This is a genomic window from Thermus hydrothermalis, from assembly GCF_022760925.1.
GTDB lineage: Bacteria > Deinococcota > Deinococci > Deinococcales > Thermaceae > Thermus > Thermus hydrothermalis.
The window spans coordinates 81288-102478 of sequence record NZ_JAKTNT010000007.1 but is presented as its reverse complement, the minus strand read 5'-3'; the positions used below and the strand labels follow the sequence as shown (position 1 = coordinate 102478).

Sequence of the window (21191 nt, the reverse complement as noted above, 5' to 3'; positions counted from 1 at the left end):
CTCCTAGTGCCCGCGCAGCTTGTGGAAGAGGTGGACCATCTCCGCCACGGCGATGGGGGGGAAAATCCGGATGAAAAGGGCCAGGCCAAAGAGGAAGAAGCCGATGGTCCCCAGGAAAAGCGTCCAGTCCACCCAAGTGGGGTAGTAGAGGTGGAAGTTGCCCGGCAAGAAGTCGTGGGAGAGGCTGATCACCACGATGACGAAGCGCTCCAGCCACATGCCCACGTTGGCCAGGATGGAAAAGAGGAAAAGCCAGGTGAGGTTTTTGCGGAAGCGGGGGAACCATAGGGTCTGGAGGAGGACCACGTTGATGAGCATCATGGCCCAGTAGTAGGGGGCGTAGGGCCCCGTCATGCGCCAAAGCTGCTGGGCCCACTCCGCCGGCTCCCCGCTATACCAGGCGATGAAGATTTCCAAAAGGTAGATGTAGGCCACCCCGAGCCCCGAGGCCAGGGTCACCTTGGCCATCCAGTCCAGGTGCCTGTCGGTGATGACCCCCTCCAGCCGGTACCACCGGCGCAAGGGGATGATGAGGGTGAGGGCCATGGCGAAGCCCGAGTAGATGGCCCCGGCGGCGAAGAAGGGGGGGAAGACGGTGAGGTGCCAGCCCGGCACCAGACCGTAGGCGAAGTCCATGCTCACCACGGAGTGCACGGAGATGACCACGGGGGTGGCGAGGCCCGCCAGGAGGACGTACACCGCCCGGTAGCGTTGCCAGTGGACGGCGTTCCCCGTCCAGCCTAAGGAAAGCCAGCCGTAGAGCTTCCTCCGCCAGCCCGTGCTCCTCTCCCGCAAAAGGGCCAGGTCGGGGATGAGCCCCAGGTAGAGGAAGAGGGTGGAGATGGTGAGGTAGGTCATGATGGCCAGCACGTCCCAGGAGAGGGGGCTCTTGTACTGGGGCCAGAGGGCCATGTGGGTGGGGTAGGGCATGACCCAGTAGAAGTGTTGTGGCCGGCCCATGTGGATGAGGGGGTAGGTGGCGGCGCAGAGCACGGCGAAGAGGGTCATGGCCTCGGTAACCCGGTTGAGGGAGTCCCGCCAGTTCTGCCGCATGAGAACCAGGATGGCGCTGATGAGGGTCCCAGCGTGGCCGATGCCGATCCACCAGACGAAGTGGACGATATCGTACCCCCAGGCCACGGGCTGGTTGATGCCCCAGGTGCCCAGGCCCTGGACGAAGGTCACGAAGATGGCGTAAAGCCAGGCCAGGGTGAGGGCGAAACCCACGGCCAAAACCACCTTCCAGGGCCTTGGCGGGGGCTTCTCCACGGGCTCCAAGAGCTTTTCCACCAAGCTCCTCTCCGTCCATTCCCCTTGGATGAGGTCGCGGTCCGGGTGGGGTTCCTTAGCCATGGGCCTCCTCCTTCCTTAGGCGCGGGTTCGGGTTTTTGAGGTGGGCCAGGTAGGTGGTGCGGGGCCAGGTGTTGGCCTCCTCCAAAAGGGTGTAGTGCCGCCCCTCCTTGCGGTGGGCCTGGATGGGGTCCTCGGGGTCCAGGAGGTCGCCGAAGTGGATGGCCTTCCCCGGGCAGACCTCCTGGCAGGCGGTCCTTACCTCCCCGGTGCGGATCTTGCGCCCCTCTTTGGCGGCCTCGGCCCGGGCGAGCTCTATCCGCTGGACGCAGTAGGTGCACTTCTCCATGACCCCCCGGCTCCGCACCGTCACCTCGGGGTTCATGAGGAGGGCGAGGGGGCTTTCCTTGGCCCGCCGGGGGTCCCCTTGGCCCACGAAACGCTCGGCGTAGGGGAAGAAGTTGAAGCGGCGGGCCTTATAGGGGCAGTTGGCGGAGCAGTACTTGGTGCCCACGCAGCGGTTGTAGACCATGAGGTTTAGCCCCTCATCGGAGTGCTCCGTGGCCGCCACCGGGCAGACCGCCTCGCAAGGGGCCTTCTCGCAGTGCTGGCACATCACGGGCTGGTGCAAAGCCCCTTCGGGGGTGAAGTAGCGGTCCAGGCGGATCCAGTGCATCTCCCGCCCCTTCTGCACCTCCTCCTTCCCCACCACGGGGATGTTGTTCTCCACCTGGCAGGCCAAGACGCAAAGCCCGCACCCCAGGCAGCGGCTTAGGTCCACGGTCATGGCCCAGGCGTGCTCCCCTTGGGGCCAAGGGGGGTAGAAGGAGAGGCGCTTTTCCGCCTTGGGCTCCTTCAAGGCCTCCTTCTCGGTCATGACGTGGACCGCCTCCACCTCTCCCAAATAGCCGTGGTACTGGGTGGAAACCAGGGGGTAGTCCCGCCCGGTGGGGCTGACCTCCGCCGGGAAGGCCACCCCTCCCGGGTGGAAGAAGTGGGCGAGGGAAGCCACCAAGCTCCCCTCCGGCAAAAGGGGCAAGGGCCAAAGGGGCAGGAGGGCCTCCTGCCCCCCCGCCCGCACCCGGAGGAGGGGCCTTCGGGGATCGGCCCGGCGCTCCCGGGCCTGCACCTCCTCCAAAAACCCCCAGGCCTCCGCCTGCCCCTCCCCCGCCAAGAGGGCCCCGTCCCAGACCAAGCGGGTGAGGGGCCGGGGGAGCTCTTGGAGGTAGGGGTTTTCCCGGTAGCGGCCGTCAAAAAGGCTGGCGTCCGGGCGCAGGGTGAGCTCCAGGGGGGCCTCCTCCCGCAAGGGGGGAAGCCGGTCCATAAGGCCTGGCCTTAGGGCCACCGCCAAGGCCTCCGCCTCCGCCAAGGGGCGGCCCTCCGCCAGGGCCCGCTTCTCCTCGGGGGAGAGGGCGGGAAGCTCCTCCCCTAGGAGGCCCGCCAGGACCTCCTCCAAGGACTTTCCCCCCCAAAGGGGCTTCACCAAGGCCTGGGCGGGCCAAAGCCGCCCCTGGGCGTCCCGGTACTGGCCGGAGGCCTCCAGGGGGTGGGCGAGGGGGAGGCTATGGGGTGCCTCCTTGGGGTAGAGGGAGAGCACGGCGGCGAAGGCCTTCCCCTGAAGGCTTGGTAGGGGGCCTTCCGCCGCCCAGACCAGGCGGCTTGCCCCTTCGGCTTCCCGGAAGGCCCTAGGGGTGGCCGCCTCCCCCTCGGGCGGGGGCACATAGGCCACGGGGGCCCTTAGGTGGGCGTTCACCGCCATGGCCAGGGCCTGGGCCCCTGGGGAGAGGTGGACCCCAGGGAGCACCACCCCGCCCCTACCCAGGTCCTCCACCAGGGCGGGGAGGAAGCCGCCGTAGTCCGAGGTAGGGCTTCCCGGAACCACCCCGAGGGCCCGGGCCAGGTCCAGGAGGAAGGCCTCCACCCCGCTCGGCTTCAGGGCCAGGCGGTGGTCCGCCAGGGTCCCGAGGAGGCTTGCCCCGCTTTCCACGGCGTAGATGCGGTTCATAGGGGGAAGGCGCCTTTGGGCCAGGGCGCTTCCCCAGAGGTAGCCTGCGGGGTGCTCGTGGAGGTCCACGTCCAAGAGGAGCACGGTTTCGGCGCGCTCGGGCCGGTAAACGGGCCAGGCCCTGCGCCCGAAGGCGAGCTCGGCCCCCAGGTAGACGTTTTCCAGGCTCCAGGCCTCAAACCGGGCCACCCGCAGGTTGGGGTAGCGCCTCAGGGCCTCCCGCACCAGGCCCTCGAGGCGGGGGGAGGTGGTCCGAGGGAGGACGAGGAGGGTCTCCCCTTCCCCAAGCGCCTTGCGCCAGGCGGCGAAAAAGCCCTCCCAGTCCGGCCCTTTCCCCTTGCGGGCGGGGTCGTAGAGGGCGTAGAGGGAGGCCAGGGGGTAAGGGCTCATGGCCGCCTCGAGGGGGGTGAGGAAGAGGGGCCGCTCCTGGTAGTGGCGCACCCGCACGGGCTCGGCGAAGCCGGCGTGGGGGAAGGCGGTGACGAACTCCGCCCTTCCCCCCTCCACCACCCACTCGGGCTGGCGCACGTAGGGCACCCCCTTGCGCCGCACCACCGGGGTGCAGGCGGCGAGGCTCAAGAGGCCCAAGGCCAAAACGCCCCTTCGGGTCACGGGGCCAAAGGGAAACTCTTCCCGGAAGAGCTCCTTTTCCAGGGCTTCGGAAAAACCGCGCGTCTCCTTCATACGCCTCCTAGCGGTGGCAGGTGTTGCAGCTCGTGAGGGCCTCGGGGGAACGGATCTGGTAAACCTCCTTGAGCTTCTTGCCGAGTTCGGGATCGGGGGTGTAGGCCATGTTGAAGACCTGCTCTTTTGGCCTCAAGTGGGCCTCGGGGTTCCGGTGGCAGGAGAGGCAGAACTTCATGGTGAAGGCCTGGGGCTGGTAGACCACCGCCATCTGGTCCACCCGGCCGTGACACTCGGCGCACCCCACCCCCTTGGCCACGTGGGCGGCGTGGTTGAAGTAGACGAAATCCGGCAGGTTGATGACCCGGTTCCACTCTATGGGCTTGCCCGTCTCCCAGCTTTCCCGCACCAGGGCCAGGTTGGGGCTATCGGGCTTCACGTAGGTGTGGCAGGTCATGCAGGTTTCCGTGGGGGGAAGCCCGGCGTAGGGAGCGTGCTCCACCGCCGCATGGCAGTAACGGCAGGAAAGGCCAAGCCCCCCGGCATGGAAGGCGTGGCTAAAGGGAATAGGTTGGGCCACGGGAAGGGTGCGCTGTTCAAAGGCCCCCACCGCCACCCCGGAGAAGATCACCCCCAAGAGGGCGAACACCCCGAAGACCGAGCCCCAAAAAAGGGTGCGTACCCAACGGTTGCGTCTCCGCATGCCACCTCCGGCCTTGGGGCCTTAGGCTAAGGGCACGCCGCCTCGGTTTCCATCAGGGGCCCTGGACCATTCCATAAGAAGCGCGGCCGTACCCGTACCTAACCCCTTCGCAAGGACTTGTCAGGGGTAATCTACCGAAAGGGTGTAGGGACAAATGTCCCAAGCCCGCCAACCTTGACAAAGAAGGGGCTTTTGCTAAACTAAGCCTTGCGCGTGAGGCGCGCCCTGCCGGGATGGTGGAACTGGTAGACACGCCATCTTGAGGGGGTGGTGCCCGCAAGGGCGTGCGGGTTCAAGTCCCGCTCCCGGCACCAAGAAAGGCCCTTCGGGGCCTTTTCTGCTTATGCGGAAGACCCTCCTGCTTGCCCGAACCCTGGGGAGCCTCGAGGACACCGAAGCCCTGGCCCAGGAGGTCCTCCCCCTCCTGCCCGAAGGGGCCCTCGTGGTCCTGGAAGGTCCCTTGGGGGCGGGAAAGACCACCTTTACCCGTTTCCTGGCAGAGGCCCTGGGCTTCGGGGGCCGGGTGACGAGCCCTACCTACACCCTGATCCACACCTACCCCACCCCCCAAGGCCCCCTGGTCCACGCCGACCTCTACCGCCTAAAGGACCCCCACCTCCTCCTACCCCAGTTGGAGGCGGCCCGGGAGGGGGCGAGGCTCCTTCTGGTGGAGTGGGGCGACCCGGAGGCCCTGGAAGCGGACTTCCTCCTGCGCCTTATCCCCCAGGGCGAGGTACGGCGAGCGGAGCTATGGCACCTCCACCCCGGCGAGGAGGAGGGCGTCTAGCAAGGCCTCCCGCCCGGCACGCCCGGCGAAGAGGGCCACCACCTTGCCCTCCCCGTCCACCACGAAGGTCCAGGGCTGCCCCAAGACCTTGAAGCGGTTCGCCACCTCGTGGGGCCTGTCCCGGTCCGAGGCCAGGAGGGGGATAAAACGAGGGTAGGCCTTCATATAGGCCAGGACCACCTCCTTGGTGTCCTTGGGCTCGCGGCTGATGACGTAGAAGGGCACCCCGGTTTCCTCCGCCACCTTGTGAAGGCCCGGGAACTCCGCCCGGCACACCGGGCACCAGTTTGCCCAAAAAACGAGGACCGCGGGTTTTTTCATGGTGGCGGGGGTGACGAGGTTCCCCTGGGGGTCCAAAAGGGCGAAGTCGGGGATGCGCTGCCCAGGCTGGACGGCAAAGGCCAAGCCCAATAGGACCCCTAACGCCCAAAGAACCCGCTTGCGCATGCCCTCATTCTCTACCCTGCCCCGGCTTGGTATGTAAACCGCCTCACCTTGGCCGCCGGAGTTGCCTGAGGTCGTGGTCCGGCCAAATGCCGTCCGCCACCAAGTGCAGCCACTGGGAGAGGTAGTAGCCCAAAAGCCCCCACCCCAAGGCTTCTTTGGGCCAAACGGGAAACCTAAGGTCCAGGTCCACCCCTAAGTAGGCCAAAATCCTCCCCAAGAGGAAGGCCAAAACCCCACCCACTCCCCCCAGGTAGGCGAGCCGGGTGAGGGGCCCGAGCACCCAGGTGTGGGAAAGGCCCCGGTGGCGGAAAAGCCAGCCATAGGGCCGCCAGAGGAGGCGCAAAACCCCCCAGCGCCGCCCGGGGCCTGACCCCTTTTCCGCCAAGTCCAGGTCCGGGGAAAGCAGATAGGTGCCGGCCAAATAGGCCAAGGCGAAAGCCAGGGCCCGGGGCTCCTCCGGAGAACCCCCTTGGGCCAGGTAGGCGAGGGCCCCAGCCCCCAGAACGGTCAGGTTAAGAGCCTCGTGCACGCGCCCCGAGGGCATGGGGCCATGGTAAGGCTAAAGGGCGGGCAGAGGGAAGCGCTCCCCCGCCGCAAGCACGTCCACCTTGAGCCCCTTCACCCCCCTGGCGGTGAACTCCGCCCCCCCTGCGTCCACCAGGGTCACCCCCCCGGCCCAGACCTCCCCCAGGCCCCTCAGGAGGCGCAAGGCGGTGTTCTCCAATAGCCCTAAGCCCACCAGGTCGGGGTTGTCCGCCACCAGGCGGGAAAGGGCCAAGAAGCGGCCCTTCTCCTCCACCCGGGGCAAGAGGGCGAGGCCCCGGAGAAGGGCTAGGCCCAAGGCGGCCCGCACCTCCCCCTCCAGGGTGTAAAAGGCCGCCTCGCCCAAGATCCCCGCCGCCTCTCCCAAGGCCACCACCCCCCCGCCCTGGCGGTGGACCTCCAGGAGGGCCTCGAGGAGGAGGCTTCCCCGTATGAGGTCCAAAAACTCCGGGAGGCCCTCGGCGGCCAAAAGCACCAGGGGGCTTTCCGCCACCTTCTGGGCCACCTCGGGGTCAAAGGCCTCTTCCCGGCGCCTCAGGTAGACCACCCTCCCCCGCTTGAGCCCCAGGTGGCGGTAGGCCAGGCGCCAGGCCTCCGCCACGTCCCGCAAGGGGTAGGGAACGAGGAAAAGGGCTTCCCCCCGGGCCTCCGCCAAGAGCCTTTCCTCCACGGGGCGCAAAGCCCCCCGCAAGGGGTCTGCGGTGAGCAAGGCGAAGAAGCCCTGACGCATACCCTGCCTCCTTGTCCCTTAGGGTAGCGCTTTCCTCATGAAAGGAAAAGGGCGGTGTGGTAGACTCAAGGACGTGGCCGCGATGGTATCCCCCCCGGGGGCGATTTCCAAGGACAAGAAGCGGGCCATCCTCGAGGCCACCTTGGAAATCCTCCGGGAGATGGGGCTTTCCGGGCTCAAGATGGAGGAGGTGGCCCGGAGAGCGGAGGTGGGCAAGGGCACCATCTACCTCTACTTCCGCGACAAGAAGGACCTCCTGCGCTCCTTGGTGGAGGAAAGGACCTGGGCCTTCTACCGGGAGGTGGAGGAGGTGGTGCGCCTGCGGGCGCCCTTTTTTGTGCGCCTGGAGGCCCTCTTGCGCAAGCGCCTGGCCTGGATAGAGGAGTGGCGGGGCCTTTGGGCCGCCGTGGCCCGGGAGGCCATGGAAGACCCCACCCCTTGGCTCAAGGGCTTGCACCAGCACTACCTGGACCTTCTGGAAGAACTGGTGCGAAGCGGCCAGGCGGAAGGGGCCGTGCGGCCCGAGCTTTCCCCGAAGGCCACCGCCGCCGTCCTTGCGGCCTTAGGGTGTACCCCCCAGCTAGAGGTGGAGGCCTACATGGAGCACCTCCTTTTGGTGCTCCGGAAAGGAGTCGCGCCGTGAAAGAGTTTCGTCCCGGCGACAAGGTGGTCCTACCCCCTTATGGGGTCGGTGTGGTGGCGGGCATAGCCCAAAGGAGCGTTAGCGGCGTAAGCCGGGCCTACTACCAGGTGGATTTCCCCGGCTCCCGCTCCAAGGCCTACGTACCCGTGGAAGCCCCCCATAGCGTGGGGATGCGCAAGGCCTTAAGCCCGGACGAGGTTCCCGTCATCCTGGACCTCCTAAAGAACGGGCGCATGCCCCTGCCCAAGCAGTGGGCGGCGAGGCACCGGAAGACGAGCGAGATCCTGGCGGACGGGAACCCCTACCGCATCGCCCAGATGGCGGGGCAGCTTCGGGCTTGGGAACTAGAGCGGGGCCTGGCCGACCTGGACCGCCAGGCCCTGAGGCGGGCCATCTACCTCCTGGCCGAAGAGGTTTCCCAGACCCTGGAGATTTCCGTCCAGGAGGCTAAGCGCCTCTTTGAGGAGGCCTGGGGCGAGGAGCTCAACTAAAGGAGCAGGCTCCAGGTCTTCTTCTCCATCTCCAGGATGCGGGCCAGGTAGGCCTGCAGGAGATGGGGGTTTAGCTCGGCCAACAGGCCCTGGGCGATGACCTCCAGGTCGTAGAGCACCGCCTGGAACTCCGGGGCCGACCAGTGTTCGGCGAGCTCCTGCCAGGGGCCTTCCCCTTCCACGTGGGCGTTCCAGGCCTCGAGGAAGAGGCGGTTGAGGAAGTAAAAGAGGACGAGGCGGTAAGGGTAGGCCAGGCCCCCCATCTCCCCCAGGAGGGCGGCGTATTCCTGGCGCACGGGGTGCACGGGCTCCTTGGGATCCGCCCCTTGCGAAAGGAGCCAGTCCAGCTCCTCCACCGTGGCCAAGAGGGCCTGGACCAAGGGGAAGCGGTGGGCCTGGGGCGCCTCCGCCAAAAGCCCCACCTGGAAGCGGTAAAGAGCCTCCACAAAGGGATAGTCCTGCCTGAGCCAGAAGAGAAACCGCTCCTGGTCCCAACGGATGGGCAGGGCCTTGAGCTCCGCCAAGGCCTCGCTATAGGGAAAAAGCGCCGTTTCCAAGGGGGACATGGGAACCTCCCAGGATACCCTTGCGGACAAAACCCTGGTGCCTTAGGGCCTTCACCACCTCCTCGGCGTGGTCCTCGCTTTCCGCTAGGCCAAAAAAGGCGCTCCCCGAACCCGACATGAGGACCCCTTTGAGCCCGAAAGCCTTGAGGCGGGCCTTCACCTCCTTGAGCTCGGGGTAGAGGCGGAAGGCGGGGCCCTCGAGGCTATTCCAATAGGGGGGCTCTTCCCCCCGGGCGAGGGCCGCCAGGATCTCCTCCACGGGGAGCTCGGGGGCGAAGTCGTGGGGCTTCACCTCCCCGTACACCCGGGGGGTGGGAAGGCGCAGGCCCGGGGCGAAGACCACCACGGGCAAGGGGGGAAGGGCCAAAGGGCGAAGCTTCTCCCCCACCCCTCGGGCCTCTGCCCCCCCGCCCTGGAGGAAAAAGGGCACGTCCGCCCCCAAGGAAAGGGCCAAGGCGAAGAGGTCCACCTCCGCCGGATAGAGCTCCTTCAGGCCCAAAAGCACCTGGGCGGCGTCCGAGCTCCCCCCGCCCAAGCCCGCTCCCTCGGGCAGGGCCTTCTCCAACACGATGCGCACCCCCCCCGGAAAGCCCGCCCTCTCCAGGTAAAGGGCCGCCGCCCGGTAGGCCAGGTTCCGCTTGCCGTAACGCCCCCTGAACTCAATCCCCTCGGGAATGGGCTCCAGATAGAGCCGGTCCCCGAAGGTGAGGGCGGCGAAGAGGGTGTGGAGCTCGTGGTACCCATCGGGCCGCCGCCCCAAGAGGGAAAGCCCCAGGTTCACCTTGGCCACCGCTAGCCGTTCCATACCTGCGCCAAAGCCTCCGCCAAGGCCAAGTCCTCTGGGTAGGTGACCTTGAACGCCGTGCGCTCCCCCGGCACCAGGGCCACGGGGTAGCCCAGGGCCCGCACCAGCTGGGCATCGTCCGTGGCGGAAAGGCCCCGTTTCCTGGCGTAGGCATGGGCCTCCCGCAAAAGGGCGGTGAAGAAGCCCTGGGGGGTCTGCACCAGGCGCAAGGCCTCCCGGGGCACCACCTCCCCGTAGCCCTCCCCTTCCGGCTGGACCAAGGTGTCCGGCACGGGCAAAACGGGCACCGCCGCCCCCGTGGCCTCTGTGGCCTTCAGGACCCTATCCAAAAGGCCCCGGCTCACGAAGGGCCGGGCCACATCGTGCACCAGGACCAAGGGGAGGCTTGCCGCCTCCAGAAGCCGGGCCACGGAGGCCTGGCGGGTTTCCCCGCCCGGCAGAAAGGTGGCCCTGAGGCCCTTGGGCGCCTCCATCCCGGGAGGAAGGGCCACCAGGACCTCCGCCGCCTGGGCAAAAGCGGCCAAGGCCCATTCCAAGAGGGTCTTTCCCCCCACCTTCAGGAAGGCCTTGGGCCCAAGGCCGAGCCGCTCCCCCCTCCCGGCGGCGGGGATGAGGACGGAAACCTCCACGCCCCCATGGTAGCATGGGCCGCATGAGCGCTTGGGAAGCCCTTCTCTTGGGGGTGGTGGAGGGGCTCACGGAGTTCCTGCCCGTCTCCTCCACCGGCCACCTGACGCTGCTTTTCCACCTTCTCGGCCTACCCGTGGAAAGCGATGCCTTTTTGAAAACTTTCCTCATCGCCATCCAGCTTGGGGCCATCCTGGCCATCCTCCTCCTTTACGGGAAGCGCTTCCTGGTGGACCGGGCCCTGTGGCTCCGCATCGGGGTGGCCTTCCTGCCCACGGCGGCCATGGGCTTCCTCCTCTACCCCTTCATCAAGGGGGTGGTCCTGGGGCGGGACGAGGTGGTGGTCTTCTTCCTCTTCTTCGTGGGCCTCGTCCTCCTCTTCGCCGACCGCCTGGCGGAAAGGGCCCGCTTCCGGGACGCCACCGAGCTCCCTTGGGAACGGGTGGCCCTCATCGGCGTCTTCCAGGGCCTAGCCGCCCTCTTCCCGGGCACGAGCCGGAGCGGGGCCACCATCCTGGGGGGGCTCTTGCTGGGGCTATCCCGGAAGGGCGCGGCGGAGTTTAGCTTCCTCCTCGCTCTCCCCACCATGCTGGCGGCGGTGGGCTACGACCTCCTCAAAAGCGCCCAAGCGGTGCCCGAGGGGGGGTATGGCCTCCTCCTCCTGGGCTTTTCCGCCGCCCTCCTCACCGCCCTCCTCACCGTGCGCTGGATGCTCGGCTTCGTGGAGCGCTATGGCTTCCGCCCCTTCGCCTACTACCGCATGGCCTTAGCCCTCCTCTACGCCTACTTCTTCCTACACTAGGGCCAAGGCCCGGTCCAAGGCCGCCAGGAAGACCTGGTAAAGCTCCTTCCGCGCCCCCTCCCCCATGAGGCCAAGCCGCAGAACCGCTCCCCGGGTGGGGCCGATCCCCCCGGCCACCGCCACCCCTTGGGCGTACAGGGCCTTGACCAGGCGGTCCGCCTCCACCCCCTCAGGGGGACGGACCACCAGGACCGTGGGCAGGGGGCTTTCCTTGGGGTAAGGGCTAAAGCCCCGGACCCTTAGCTCCTCAAGAAGCCAAGCGTAGACCTCCCGCGCCCTCTTTTCCCTCGCCTCCACGCCCTCCTCCAAGACCAGGTCCAGGGCCTCGAGGAGGGCGTAGTGCAGGAGGACGGGGGTGGTGTGGTGGTACCCCCCCCGCTCCCAGTGCTCCGCCACCCGGGCGAGGTCCAGGTACCAGCCCCGCCTCCCGGAAAAGGCCTTCCTCGCCTCCGCCGAAACCGCCACCGGGGCCAGGCCCGGGGGGGCGGAGAGGCACTTCTGGCTCCCGGTGAAGGCGTAGTCCACCCCCATGGCCTGCATGGAGAAGGGGAGCATCCCCAAGGTGGTCACGGCGTCCAAGAAGAAAAGGGCCCCGGCCTCCTTGGCCAGGGCCCCGATGGCCTCCGCCGGGTTCAAAACCCCCGTGGAGGTCTCCCCGTGGACCAGGGCCACCATGCGGTAGCGGCGCTTCCTAAGGGCCTGGGCCACCCGCTCGGGGTCCACCGCCTCCCCCGGGGGGAATTCCAGGACGTCGGGGTCCAAGCCGTAGAGGGCAGCCATCTCCGCCACCCGGGCGGAGAAGGCCCCGTTGACCAACACGAGCACCGGGCCCCGGTCCAGGTTGGCCAGGCCCGCCTCCATGCCCAGGCTCCCCGAGCCAGCCAAGGCCGCCACCAGGGCCCCTTCCCCAGGGTCAAAGAGGCTTCGGAGCCTCTCCTGGATGGCCCGGTTCACCGCCAGGACCTCGGGGTCCAGGTGCCCCCGCATGGGGCGCATTAGGGCTTTCTGCACGCGTTCGGGGATGGGGGTGGGTCCGGGGGTCAGGAGCAACATGGGCTTCCTCCTAGATGAAGCGAGGCCCCCGCGGCCAAACCGGGGGGGCCCTTCCCGTAGGAAGGGGCCCCCTACCGGATAGCTCGCGAGGGCCTCATTGCCCGGCACTTTAGCAGAAGGCCCCCTTCCCTGTAAAGTGCTAGGTGGATGAAGGACTACTACGCCATCCTGGGGGTGGGCCGCGAGGCCACCCAGGAGGAAATCAAACGGGCCTACCGCAAGCTGGCCCTGCAGTACCACCCCGACCGCAACCCGGGGGACAAGGCGGCGGAGGAGCGCTTCAAGGAGATCAACGAGGCCTACGCCGTGCTCTCCGACCCGGAAAAGCGGGCCCAGTATGACCGGGGCCTTCTGGGGCAGGCGGAGTACCGCGCCGAGGACCTCTTTGACCTCTTCGCCCAGGTCTTCGGCTTCCGTTCCCCCCGGGCCGCCCCCAGGGGGGAGGACCTGGAGGCCGAGGTGGAGGTGGAGCTAAAGGACCTCCTGGAAGGCAAGGAGGCGGAGGTGGTCTACGCCCGGCTCGTGCCGTGCGAGGCCTGCGGGGGCCAGGGGGGTAAGCGGGTGGCCTGCCCCACCTGTGGGGGGCGCGGGGTGGTGGAAAGCTTTCGCCAAGGCCTTTTCGGCGGCTTCGTCACCCGCACCACCTGCCCCCACTGCAAGGGCCAGGGCCACCTTCTGGCGGAGGCCTGCCCCGCCTGCCACGGCCGGGGGCGCATCCCCCGGGAGGAAAGGATTACGGTGCGCATCCCCCCAGGGATGGACGAAGGCCACCTCCTGCGGGTGCCCGGTTACGGGAACCTGGGCCCAGGGGGGCCCGGCGATCTCTACATCCGCCTGCGGGTGCGCCCCCACCCTCACCTGGAGCGCCAGGGGGCGGACCTGGTCTTTCGCCTGCACCTGGGCCTGGCCCAGGCCGCCCTGGGCGCCCAGGTGGAGGTGCCGGGGCTTTCCGGCCCCATCCCCCTGGAGATCCCCCCGGGAACGGGGCACGGGGAGGTGTTTGAGCTTCCCGGGGAAGGCCTGCCCCACCCAGGGGGCCGGGGACGGGGGGCGCTAAGGGTGGTGGTGGAGCTTTCCGTGCCCAAGAAGCTCTCCCCTAGGGCCCGGGAGCTCCTCCGGGCCTATGCCGAGGAGGTGGGGGAAAGGGTAGCCCCCGAGGGCTTCTGGGAAAGGGTCAAGGGGTTCTTCCGCAAATAGGCCCCTCGTGGTAAAGTAAGGTATTCCGGGTCGCTATAGGGTGGCCCCATGGGTCTAAAGCAACCCCTAAGGCCCCGGATACGGGCCCCAAAAGGGCCTGGAAGCGAAGGAGCGGTATGCAGAAGGGTCGGGTCAAGTGGTTCAATGCGGAGAAGGGCTACGGCTTCATTGAGCGCGAGGGGGACACGGACGTCTTCGTCCACTTCAGCGCCATCAACGCCAAGGGGTTCCGCACCCTGAACGAGGGCGACATCGTCACCTTTGACGTGGAGCCGGGCAAGAACGGCAAGGGCCCCCAGGCGGTGAACGTCACCGTGGTGGAGCCGGCCCGCAGGTAAACGTGGCGGAGAGCCGCCCCGGGAAACCCGGGGCGGTTTTCTTTCACCCGCCTCTTAGAAGGGGCAGGGTAGCATGGGGGAGATGCGGACCCTAAGCCTCGCCTTCCGCCCGGCGGCCCCGGAGGACGCCCCCCTTCTCCACGCGGTCTACCAGGGAAGCCCCGGGTACTTCGCCCTCATCGGCATGGAGATGCCCACCCTCGAGGACGTGGCCCGCGACCTCGCCACCCTGGAAAAGGACCATCGGCGCCGCGCCTTCCTGATCTTCCAGGAAGGGGAGGCCGTGGGCTATCTGGACTACAAGCTCCACTACCCCGAGGCCAAAGACGCCACCCTAAGCCTCCTCCTCATCCGGGAAGACCGCCAGGGCCAGGGCTTGGGCCAGCGGGCCCTCGCCCACCTGGTGGAGCACCTGGCCGGGGTAGAGCGGCTTTACGCCGTGGTCTACGGCAACAACGCCCGCGCCATCGCCTTCTTCCTGGCCCAGGGCTTCCGCCACGTGAAAGACGGGGGGCCAGCCCTTAGCTGGTACGTGCGCGAGCTTAGGGCTGGCCCCTAGCGGGGGTTTACTCTAGCCCCGCCAGCTTGCGGTTCTTCTCAATGTAGGACTTCCACTGCTCGGGAACGTCCTCCTCGGGGAAGATGGCGTTCACCGGGCAAGCGGGCACGCAGGCCCCGCAGTCAATGCACTCCTCGGGGTGGATGTAGAACTGGTCCCCCCCGTCGTAGATGCACTCCACGGGGCACACCTCCACGCAGGACTGGTCCTTGACTCCGATGCAGGGCTCACAGATCACGTGCGGCATCCTTCACCTCCCGAGCGACCGCTCCCCCCTATTTTAGGGCAGGAACCCACTTGTCAAGCGTCAAAGCCCATGTGGCGGAAGAAGGCCTCCCGGGGAATGGCCCCGAGGACCTCCTCCCCCCGGAAGACCAGCACCAAAGGCTGGCGGAGGAAAAGGGGGGCGAGCTCGCCCACCGCCACCTCCTCCTCCACGCCCGCCACCTCCTCCAAGGGCAGGATGTGGTCGGCAAGGCCCAGGACGCCCACGGGCCTCCCCTCCTGCACCAAGAGGGCCACCCCCCGGCCCTCGTAGGCCTCGAGGCCCTCCACCCGGGGCAGGGGCTTGGCCAGGCGGCGGGCGGGGGCGGGTCCCAGAAGCCCGGCGGTGAGCAGGGTGGTGCAGGGCACCCGCACCGCCTTCTTGGCCAGATAAAGGGCGAAGGTAAAGGCGAGCACGAACCCAAGCCCCTCCAGAAGCCCAGCCAGGTTGAAGCTTCCCCACCCAAGCCGCCCGCCGCCCCCCAAGAGGACGTGGAGGAGGTAGGAAAATAAAAGCCCCAACACCAAGGCCGCCAGGTAGGCGAAAAGCCCCGCCAGGCGTAGCTCTTTCACCGTGCGCATGGGTCTAGCTTACCAATTCCTCCTCCCGGTCCACGTCCACCCCCACCTCGGGGTAAGGGGTGAGGAGGGCCCTGGCCTCCACCCCCAGGATCCGGCTCGCCCTGGCCTCCACCTCGGCCAGGGAGAGCTTCCCCAGAAGGAGCTTGAGGAGGATATCCAGGCCCACCAGCCGGGCCAGGGCCAAGGGCCTCTTGCGCAGGGCCACCACCCGTTTGGCCAGGGGCAGGGCCTGGAAGAAGAGGGCCTTGTCCAAAAGGAGGAGGTTCCCCCCGGTGAAGGTCCCCTCCTTGAGCCGGGCGTAGGTGCGCCGGGTCTTGGGAAAGCGGGCCTCCACCTTCTCCTTGGGCACGATGGGGTAGACCAAGGCCGCTTCCGGCGCCCTCTCCAAGACGAAGCGCACCGCCTCCGGGGTGAGGTGGGGAATGTCGGCGGTGGCCACCAGGACCCGGCCCTCCACATGGGCCAAGGCCGCCTCCAGGTTGGCGAGGAGACTCCCTTGGTCCGGCAGGGTGAGGCGGGGAGGGGGGGTAAGCCCAGGGTTTTCCCCCACGTAGAGGGCGGAAAGCCCCGCCTCGGCCAAGGCGGAAAGCACCCACTCCGCCAAAGGCCTTCCCCGGTAGGGCACCAAAGCCTTGCTCCGCACCCCGTATTTCCTGGCCCAAGCCTCCTCGCCGCCCCCTAGAACGATGGCCTCCATGCCCCCATGGTATAGGCTTTAGGGATGAAGCGCCTCCTTGCGCCTTTGGGGCTCCTTTTCACCTGGGGCATCACCCTCTACGCCTACGCCTTGCTCCCGGAAAGGATCCCCGCCCACTTCAACGCCCAAGGGGAGGTGGACCGGTACGGGAGCCGCCTGGAGATCTTCCTCCTGCCCCTGGTCCTCACCTTCCTCCTTTACCCCCTCCTCGCCTTGGCCCCCCGTTTAGACCCCAAGCTCAAGGGGCAAGCGCCTTGGGTCTGGCCCTGGCTGGTGGCCGGGGTGGTCTGGGCCTTCTTCTTCCTGCAGGGGACCCTGCTCTATGCCCTCTGGCGGGCGGTACAGGGAAACCCTTTTCCCGTAGGGCAGGCCATCCTGATCGGGGTGGGGCTCGTCTTCCTGGTCCTTGGGCCCCTCCTCCCCCGGCTTCCCCAAAACTACCTGGCGGGGGTGCGCACCCCCTGGACCCTGGAAAACCCTGAGGTGTGGCGAAAGACCCATAGGCGGGCGGGCCTCGTCTTCGCCCTCCTCGGGCTTCTCGCCTGGGCCGCCGCCTTCCTGGGAGCGTGGGGAATCTGGCTATGGCTTTTAGGGCTCCTTTTGGGCGCCCTCTACCTGGTGGTCTTCTCCTACCTGGCTTGGCGGAAAAAGCGCCCCGGCCCTTAAGGGCCGGGGCCGGCCTTCTAAAGCGGTCTAAGCTCTAGCCTGAGCACCTGGTTGCCGCTTAGGCGCACCGTCTGCACCAGGGTGCGGTAGCCCTTGGCCACCAGGGTGAGCTCGTACTCCCCCGGGGGCGCCTCCAGGCGGAGGTAGCCACCCCGGGCGAGCCCCACCTCTTCGCCGTTCAGGAAGACCCGGGCCTCCACGTTGAGGTAGAGCTCCAAGACAGCCCGCAGGGGCACAAGCTCCACAAAAAGCCGCAGGCTTTCCCCGGGGCGCACCTCCACCTGGGCCCGGTACTCGGTGTAGCCGGGGGCCACCACCCGCACCTCGTGCAGGCCGGCCTCGAGGCTAAGCCGCACGGAACCCCGCCCCACCAAGCGGCCGTCCACGTAGACCTCGGCCCCTTGGGGCCTCACCTCCAAGGAGAGCTCCCCGGTGCGGATGGGGGTAAGCCTGGCGGAAAGCCGCGTCTCCCGGCCCCGCTCCACCCGGACGCTGGCGGTGTAGGGCTCGTAGCCGGGAAGCCTAAGCTCCACCCGGTAGGTCCCCTCGTCCAGGGTGAGCCGCAAGGGGGTGCGTCCCCTAAGCTGCCCGTTCAGGTAGACCTCGGCCCCCGAGGGGCTGGACTCCAGGAGGAGGGTGCCGGTGCGGATGGGGCTTAGGCGCACGTCCAACCGCGTGGTCTCCCCCCGGCGCACCTCAATGCGGGTACGGTAGGGCTCGTAACCGGAAAGCCTAAGCTCCACCTCGTACCGCCCCTCGGGCAGGGCGAGGCTTAGGGGGGTGCGGCCCCGCAAGGCGCCATTCAGGTAGACCTCCGCCCCGCCGGGCGTGGAGGCCACCGCCAAGGTGCCCTGCCGGAGCTCGGGAACGAGCTGGGCGAAGATTTGCACCCGTTCCCCAGGCCTCGGGTTCACCGCCACCCGGTAGGGCTGGTAACCGGGAAGCCGCACCTCCACTTCCTGCCGCCCCGGGTTCACGGAGAGGGAAAGGGGCGTGCGCCCTTGGAAGCGGCCGTCCAGGTAGACCTCGGCCCCTTGGGGCCTCGAGTCCACCGCCAAGGTGGCGGTGGAAGGGGGCGGCGCGGTTACCCGGCCCACGTAGTAGCGGGCCACGTCCGTGACCCAGTCCCGGGCCGGAATGGGCTCAATGACGATGGAAAGCGCCCTCGCAAGCCCCTCCGCCCCCTCTACCCGCACCCGGTTCCCCTCCAGGTCCAAAATCTCCAGGAGGGAAAGGGGCCTCCGGCTCGCCACCGCCAGGATGCGGTCTTCCCCCTCAGGGCCGGTCACGGTGTAGCGGTAACGGGCCCATTCCGGGGGAAACCGCCGCGTCTCCCCCGCCCTTAGGAAGTTATCCCGCTCGTAGGCGTTGGGCAGGATGGGGTCTATCTTCCCGTCGGCGTTGATATTGAAGAGATAGACGTAGGCGTCTTGGTTCACGTTCACGTAGATGTGGATGGGCTCCCCCACCTGGTAAAGGGCCGTACCCCGCTTGCCGGGGTCCTTGTCCACCCAGACCTTGACCTGCAAATCCGTGGGCACCGGGTTGATGAGGATGCCCTGGGGGCTTAGCTGCTGGGCCAAAACTGCCCCCAATCCCAACACCGCTAGGAGGAACCTCCGCATATTCCTCACCTCCGCCCTCAGGCTAAAGGGTTCCTGTGAAAATCCTGAGGGAAGGAGGCCAAGGCCCCTTAAGACTCGGCGTAGGCCCCCAGGGCGCGGAAGCGGCGGTAGCGGTCCTGGTAAAGGGTTTCCGGGGTGAGGGCCTTGAGTTCCTCCAGGGTCCGCAGAAGGGCTTCCTTCACGTTCTGGATGGCCCGGTCCGGGTCCTTGTGGGCCCCGCCCTCGGGCTCGGGGATGACGGCGTCCACCACCCCAAGGGCCAGGAGGTCGTGGGCCGTGAGCTTAAGGGCCTCCGCCGCCTTGGGAGCCTCCTTAGCGTCCCGCCAGAGGATGGCGGCGCAGGACTCGGGGCTAATGACGGAGTACCAGGCGTTTTCCAGGATCAGGACCCGGTTGGCCACCCCGATGGCCAAGGCCCCCCCGCTTCCCCCCTCCCCCAGGATCACGGCAATGGCGGGCACCCTTAGGCGCCCCATGCGCTGGATGCTCTGGGCGATGACCCAGGCCTGGCCCCGCTCCTCGGCGGAAACCCCGGGGTAGGCCCCCGGGGTGTCAATGAAGCTGATGAAGGGGTAGCCGAAGCGGTCCGCCAGGTCCATGAGGCGCATGGCCTTGCGGTACCCCTCGGGGTGGGGCATGCCGAAGTTGCGCTGGAGGTTCTCCTTGGTGTCCCGCCCCTTCTGGTGGCCCACCACCACCACCTTCTGCCCCTCCAGGTAGGCGAGCCCCCCCACGATGGCGGGGTCGTCGGCGAAGGCCCGGTCCCCGTGGAGCTCCAGGAAGTCCTGGAAGGCCTTGGCCAACACGTCCAAGGTGGTGGGCCGCCCTGGGGCCCGGGCGAGCTGCACCCGCTGCCAGGGGGTGAGGTTGCCATAGATCTCCTGCTTGAGCCGCGCCAAGCGCTCCTCCAGAAGGCGGATCTCCGCCTCCAGGTCCACGCCCGTGGTGCGGGCAGTTTCCTTGAGCTCCTGGATGCGCTTTTCCAGTTCCAGGATGGGCTTTTCAAACTCCAGGGGCATAGGGGACTCCGGGGTGTAGGTGGCGCAGGGCCTGGACCACCTCCGCCTTGAGCCTACGGCGGTCCGTGACCCGGTCCACCATGCCGTGCTTTAAGAGAAACTCCGCGCGCTGGAAGCCCTCGGGGAGCTCCTGGCGGATGGTCTGGCGGATCACCCGAGGACCGGCGAAGCCGATGAGGGCCCCGGGCTCGGCGAAGATGACGTCCGCCAAGGCGGCGAAGCTGGCCGTGACCCCCCCCGTGGTGGGGTCGGTGAGGACGGAAACGTAGGGAAGGCGCTTGGCCCAAAGGAGGTCCAGGCTCATCACCGTCTTGGCCATCTGCATGAGGGAAAGGGCCGCCTCCTGCATCCTCGCGCCCCCCGAGGCGGCCACGATGACGAGGGCCCTGCCCTCTTCCGCCGCCCGCTCCACCCCCCGGGCGATCTCCTCCCCCACCACGCTCCCCATGGACCCCCCGGCAAAGGCGTAGTCCATGACCAAAAGGACGCTCGGGACCCCCCCGATGGCGCAGGTGCCGCCCACGATGGCGTCCTTGCGCCCCGTTTCCTTCTGGTAGGCCTCGAGGCGCTCCCTATAGGGCTTGGTGTCCACGAAGCCCAAGGGGTCCAGGGGGGCGAGGCGGGTGGTTTCCTGGAAGGTGCCGGGGTCGGCCAGCATGGCCACCCGCTCGGCGGCGGGCATGCGGTGGTGGTGGCCGCACTTGGGGCAGACGTAGAGGTTTTCCTTGAACTCCTTTTTGTAGAGCTGGGCCCCGCAGGCCTCGCACTTGGTCCAAAGCTCGGGGACGTCCCGGTTCTCCCCGCTCGGGCGCTTGCGGCGGAAAAGCCTCTCTAAGGCCACGCTACGCCTCCTTGGGAGCCTCGAGGGCCCGGCTCTCCCCAGCCAGGCTCTGGCCGATGAAGACCGCCCCCGCCTCCACGTCCAGGGCCTGGGCCCGCACGCTCCCCGTGAAGCGGGCCGTTTTGGAAAGGGCCACCTTCCCGGCCACGATATCGGCCTTGACCTCCCCGTGGATCTGCACCGCCTGGGCCTCTATGCGCTCCCCTTCTATGCGGCCCGTGCGCCCCACCTCCAGCTCCCCTTCCACGTAGACCGAACCCCGGACCAGGCCGTCTATGCGCACCTGGCCCTTGGCCTTGAGGTCGCCCAGGACCTCGGTTTCCGGGGCCAGGTAGGTGAGGGGGTTCTGCCTCCTTGCGAGCATCCGCCCCATTTTACCGGCCCGCCCAGGCGGGGGAAAGGTAGGGCCTGGGGTCCAGGGGGACGCCGTGGCGGTAGACGCCGTAGTGCAGGTGGGGCCCCGTGGAGCGGCCCGTGGAGCCCACGTAGCCCAGAACCTGCCCCCGCTCCACCCGTTCCCCAGGCCGCACCAGGATGCGGGAGAGGTGGCCGTAAAGGGTCTGGTAGCCCTCGGCGTGGTCCAAGAGGACGGCGAGGCCATAGGGCCCCATCCAGCCCACCCGGGCCACCACCCCGCCGCCCGTGGCGTGGACCGGCGCCCCGTAGGGGGCGGAGAAATCCAGCCCATCGTGGAACTCCAGGCCGGGGCCAAAGGGGTTTTTGCGGGTACCGAAGGAGGAGGTGATGCCCCCATGGCCCCGGAGGGGAAGCCCCCGGGGGAGGCTCGCCTCCACCTCCAACGTGCGCTCCAAGGCCGGAACAAGCTCCCGCACCTGGTTTTGCAGGTCCAGCACCGTGGCCCGCACCTCCGCCCACCCCGCCATGGCCCCCCCGCCCTGTCCCCCCTCTTGGTAGCGCACGGGCAGGGCGTTGAGGGGGGAAAGCCCGGCGCGGCGGCGGAGCTCGTCAATGGCCTTTTTCAAGGCTTCCAGTTCCCTTTTGGTACGCTCCGCCTCCTGGGAAAGCGCCCCGTTTTTGGCCTTTTCCGCCTCGAGGGCCAGGGAAAGCCTGCGGGCCTCCTGGGCCAAGGCGCGCATTCTGGCCTCCAAATCCCGGGCCTCCTGGGCCCGGTGCCAAAAGTAAAGGTTGGCCCCGCTCCACAAGGCCAAAAGGGCCAGGAGGAGGAGGGCCGCCCACCCGGGGAGGCTTAGGGCATGGCTCCCCCCGCCGCTTCGGGCGAGAAGGAGGGTGTAGCGCACGGGCCGCCTTTTCATCCCGCTAGAGTTT

General features: G+C 68.0%; 26 protein-coding genes and 1 tRNA gene. 9 read left to right on the top strand and 18 right to left on the bottom strand.

Features of this window, described 5'->3' with window-relative positions; translation table 11 throughout:
* Window positions 1–3 precede the first annotated feature (3 nt).
* Genes nrfD through L0C60_RS06315 form a run of 3 tightly spaced genes read right to left on the bottom strand, consistent with a single transcriptional unit; the run spans window position 4 to window position 4622 of the window.
* Window positions 4–1353 (bottom strand): NrfD/PsrC family molybdoenzyme membrane anchor subunit, encoded by a 1350-nt coding sequence (gene nrfD, locus L0C60_RS06325; RefSeq protein WP_234508488.1) that lies wholly within the window; start codon window positions 1351–1353, stop codon window positions 4–6.
* Complete coding sequence (locus L0C60_RS06320) at window positions 1346–3979, bottom strand: 4Fe-4S dicluster domain-containing protein (RefSeq protein ID WP_234508490.1); 2634 nt, start codon at window positions 3977–3979, stop codon at window positions 1346–1348. The genes nrfD and L0C60_RS06320 overlap by 8 nt, the downstream gene beginning before the upstream one ends.
* A 7-nt stretch (window positions 3980–3986) precedes the next feature.
* Window positions 3987–4622, bottom strand: a complete 636-nt coding sequence (locus L0C60_RS06315; protein ID WP_234508491.1) for a cytochrome c3 family protein — start codon at window positions 4620–4622, stop codon at window positions 3987–3989.
* 227 nt (window positions 4623–4849) lie between these two features.
* Between L0C60_RS06315 and L0C60_RS06310 the strand changes: the two genes are divergently transcribed.
* A tRNA-Leu gene (locus L0C60_RS06310) sits at window positions 4850–4936 on the top strand.
* 29 nt (window positions 4937–4965) lie between these two features.
* On the top strand, window positions 4966–5409 hold the full coding sequence (gene tsaE, locus L0C60_RS06305) for a tRNA (adenosine(37)-N6)-threonylcarbamoyltransferase complex ATPase subunit type 1 TsaE (RefSeq protein ID WP_234508493.1): 444 nt from the start codon (window positions 4966–4968) through the stop codon (window positions 5407–5409).
* Here tsaE and L0C60_RS06300 read toward each other — a convergent pair.
* From L0C60_RS06300 to L0C60_RS06290, 3 genes are read right to left on the bottom strand one after another with little or no spacing between them, the layout of a single operon-like run.
* Window positions 5371–5856, bottom strand: coding sequence for a TlpA family protein disulfide reductase (locus tag L0C60_RS06300; protein WP_234508495.1), 486 nt, complete (start codon window positions 5854–5856; stop codon window positions 5371–5373). The genes tsaE and L0C60_RS06300 overlap by 39 nt on opposite strands.
* A gap of 43 nt (window positions 5857–5899) precedes the next feature.
* On the bottom strand, window positions 5900–6400 hold the full coding sequence (locus L0C60_RS06295; protein WP_234508497.1) for a metal-binding protein: 501 nt from the start codon (window positions 6398–6400) through the stop codon (window positions 5900–5902).
* 15 nt (window positions 6401–6415) lie between these two features.
* Window positions 6416–7129 (bottom strand): type 1 glutamine amidotransferase family protein, encoded by a 714-nt coding sequence (locus L0C60_RS06290; protein WP_234508498.1) that lies wholly within the window; start codon window positions 7127–7129, stop codon window positions 6416–6418.
* 82 nt (window positions 7130–7211) lie between these two features.
* Here L0C60_RS06290 and L0C60_RS06285 point away from each other — a divergent pair, with 82 nt between their 5' ends.
* Both L0C60_RS06285 and L0C60_RS06280 read left to right on the top strand, forming a co-directional pair.
* On the top strand, window positions 7212–7772 hold the full coding sequence (locus L0C60_RS06285) for a TetR/AcrR family transcriptional regulator (protein ID WP_039457764.1): 561 nt from the start codon (window positions 7212–7214) through the stop codon (window positions 7770–7772).
* The gene (locus tag L0C60_RS06280) at window positions 7769–8263 is read left to right on the top strand and encodes a CarD family transcriptional regulator (RefSeq protein ID WP_234508502.1); all 495 of its coding nucleotides are present in this window, start codon (window positions 7769–7771) and stop codon (window positions 8261–8263) included. The genes L0C60_RS06285 and L0C60_RS06280 overlap by 4 nt, the downstream gene beginning before the upstream one ends.
* Here the strand turns inward: L0C60_RS06280 and L0C60_RS06275 are convergent.
* The 3 genes from L0C60_RS06275 to ispD are packed head-to-tail and all read right to left on the bottom strand — an operon-like array spanning window position 8260 to window position 10263.
* Window positions 8260–8829, bottom strand: a complete 570-nt coding sequence (locus tag L0C60_RS06275) for a TenA family protein (RefSeq protein WP_234508504.1) — start codon at window positions 8827–8829, stop codon at window positions 8260–8262. The genes L0C60_RS06280 and L0C60_RS06275 overlap by 4 nt on opposite strands.
* Entirely contained in the window at window positions 8795–9634 is an 840-nt protein-coding gene (ispE, locus tag L0C60_RS06270) for a 4-(cytidine 5'-diphospho)-2-C-methyl-D-erythritol kinase (RefSeq protein ID WP_234508506.1), read from the bottom strand. Before ispE ends, L0C60_RS06275 begins: the two co-directional genes overlap by 35 nt.
* On the bottom strand, window positions 9622–10263 hold the full coding sequence (ispD, locus tag L0C60_RS06265) for a 2-C-methyl-D-erythritol 4-phosphate cytidylyltransferase (protein ID WP_234508507.1): 642 nt from the start codon (window positions 10261–10263) through the stop codon (window positions 9622–9624). Before ispD ends, ispE begins: the two co-directional genes overlap by 13 nt.
* A gap of 23 nt (window positions 10264–10286) precedes the next feature.
* Between ispD and L0C60_RS06260 the strand changes: the two genes are divergently transcribed.
* The gene (locus L0C60_RS06260) at window positions 10287–11063 is read left to right on the top strand and encodes an undecaprenyl-diphosphate phosphatase (RefSeq protein ID WP_479729387.1); all 777 of its coding nucleotides are present in this window, start codon (window positions 10287–10289) and stop codon (window positions 11061–11063) included.
* Here the strand turns inward: L0C60_RS06260 and L0C60_RS06255 are convergent.
* On the bottom strand, window positions 11055–12116 hold the full coding sequence (locus L0C60_RS06255) for an alanine--glyoxylate aminotransferase family protein (protein WP_234508511.1): 1062 nt from the start codon (window positions 12114–12116) through the stop codon (window positions 11055–11057). The genes L0C60_RS06260 and L0C60_RS06255 overlap by 9 nt on opposite strands.
* 147 nt (window positions 12117–12263) lie before the next feature.
* On the opposite strand from L0C60_RS06255, the gene L0C60_RS06250 reads away from it, so the two are divergent.
* From L0C60_RS06250 to L0C60_RS06240, 3 genes are all read left to right on the top strand, one after another.
* Entirely contained in the window at window positions 12264–13313 is a 1050-nt protein-coding gene (locus L0C60_RS06250; protein ID WP_234508513.1) for a DnaJ C-terminal domain-containing protein, read from the top strand.
* Window positions 13314–13429: 116 nt separating this feature from the next.
* Entirely contained in the window at window positions 13430–13651 is a 222-nt protein-coding gene (locus L0C60_RS06245) for a cold-shock protein (protein ID WP_014516375.1), read from the top strand.
* Between the two features lie 73 nt (window positions 13652–13724).
* A complete protein-coding gene (locus tag L0C60_RS06240; RefSeq protein ID WP_234508515.1) occupies window positions 13725–14210 on the top strand; it encodes a GNAT family N-acetyltransferase in 486 nt (161 codons plus the stop codon).
* Between the two features lie 7 nt (window positions 14211–14217).
* Here L0C60_RS06240 and L0C60_RS06235 read toward each other — a convergent pair whose 3' ends face one another.
* The 3 genes from L0C60_RS06235 to L0C60_RS06225 are packed head-to-tail and all read right to left on the bottom strand — an operon-like array spanning window position 14218 to window position 15753.
* Entirely contained in the window at window positions 14218–14457 is a 240-nt protein-coding gene (locus L0C60_RS06235) for a ferredoxin (protein WP_003043460.1), read from the bottom strand.
* Between the two features lie 53 nt (window positions 14458–14510).
* A complete protein-coding gene (locus L0C60_RS06230) occupies window positions 14511–15056 on the bottom strand; it encodes a hypothetical protein (protein WP_234508517.1) in 546 nt (181 codons plus the stop codon).
* 4 nt (window positions 15057–15060) lie between these two features.
* Window positions 15061–15753, bottom strand: coding sequence for an NTP transferase domain-containing protein (locus L0C60_RS06225; RefSeq protein ID WP_234508519.1), 693 nt, complete (start codon window positions 15751–15753; stop codon window positions 15061–15063).
* A gap of 24 nt (window positions 15754–15777) precedes the next feature.
* Between L0C60_RS06225 and L0C60_RS06220 the strand changes: the two genes are divergently transcribed.
* The gene (locus tag L0C60_RS06220) at window positions 15778–16419 is read left to right on the top strand and encodes a DUF1648 domain-containing protein (protein ID WP_234508521.1); all 642 of its coding nucleotides are present in this window, start codon (window positions 15778–15780) and stop codon (window positions 16417–16419) included.
* Between the two features lie 17 nt (window positions 16420–16436).
* On the opposite strand, the gene L0C60_RS06215 is transcribed toward L0C60_RS06220, so the two are convergent.
* The 5 genes from L0C60_RS06215 to L0C60_RS06195 form a co-directional block, all read right to left on the bottom strand.
* Window positions 16437–18044 carry a PEGA domain-containing protein gene (locus L0C60_RS06215; RefSeq protein WP_234508523.1) on the bottom strand — a complete coding sequence of 536 codons (1608 nt, stop codon included), beginning with the start codon at window positions 18042–18044 and terminating at the stop codon, window positions 16437–16439.
* A 68-nt stretch (window positions 18045–18112) separates the two neighbouring features.
* A complete protein-coding gene (locus L0C60_RS06210; protein WP_234508525.1) occupies window positions 18113–19063 on the bottom strand; it encodes an acetyl-CoA carboxylase carboxyltransferase subunit alpha in 951 nt (316 codons plus the stop codon).
* Window positions 19047–19904, bottom strand: coding sequence for an acetyl-CoA carboxylase, carboxyltransferase subunit beta (gene accD, locus L0C60_RS06205; protein WP_234508527.1), 858 nt, complete (start codon window positions 19902–19904; stop codon window positions 19047–19049). Before accD ends, L0C60_RS06210 begins: the two co-directional genes overlap by 17 nt.
* A 1-nt stretch (window position 19905) precedes the next feature.
* Window positions 19906–20268 (bottom strand): bactofilin family protein, encoded by a 363-nt coding sequence (locus L0C60_RS06200; protein ID WP_234508529.1) that lies wholly within the window; start codon window positions 20266–20268, stop codon window positions 19906–19908.
* Between the two features lie 10 nt (window positions 20269–20278).
* Window positions 20279–21178: a M23 family metallopeptidase gene (locus L0C60_RS06195; protein WP_234508531.1), complete on the bottom strand. Its 900-nt coding sequence runs from the start codon at window positions 21176–21178 to the stop codon at window positions 20279–20281.
* Window positions 21179–21191: the final 13 nt, after the last annotated feature.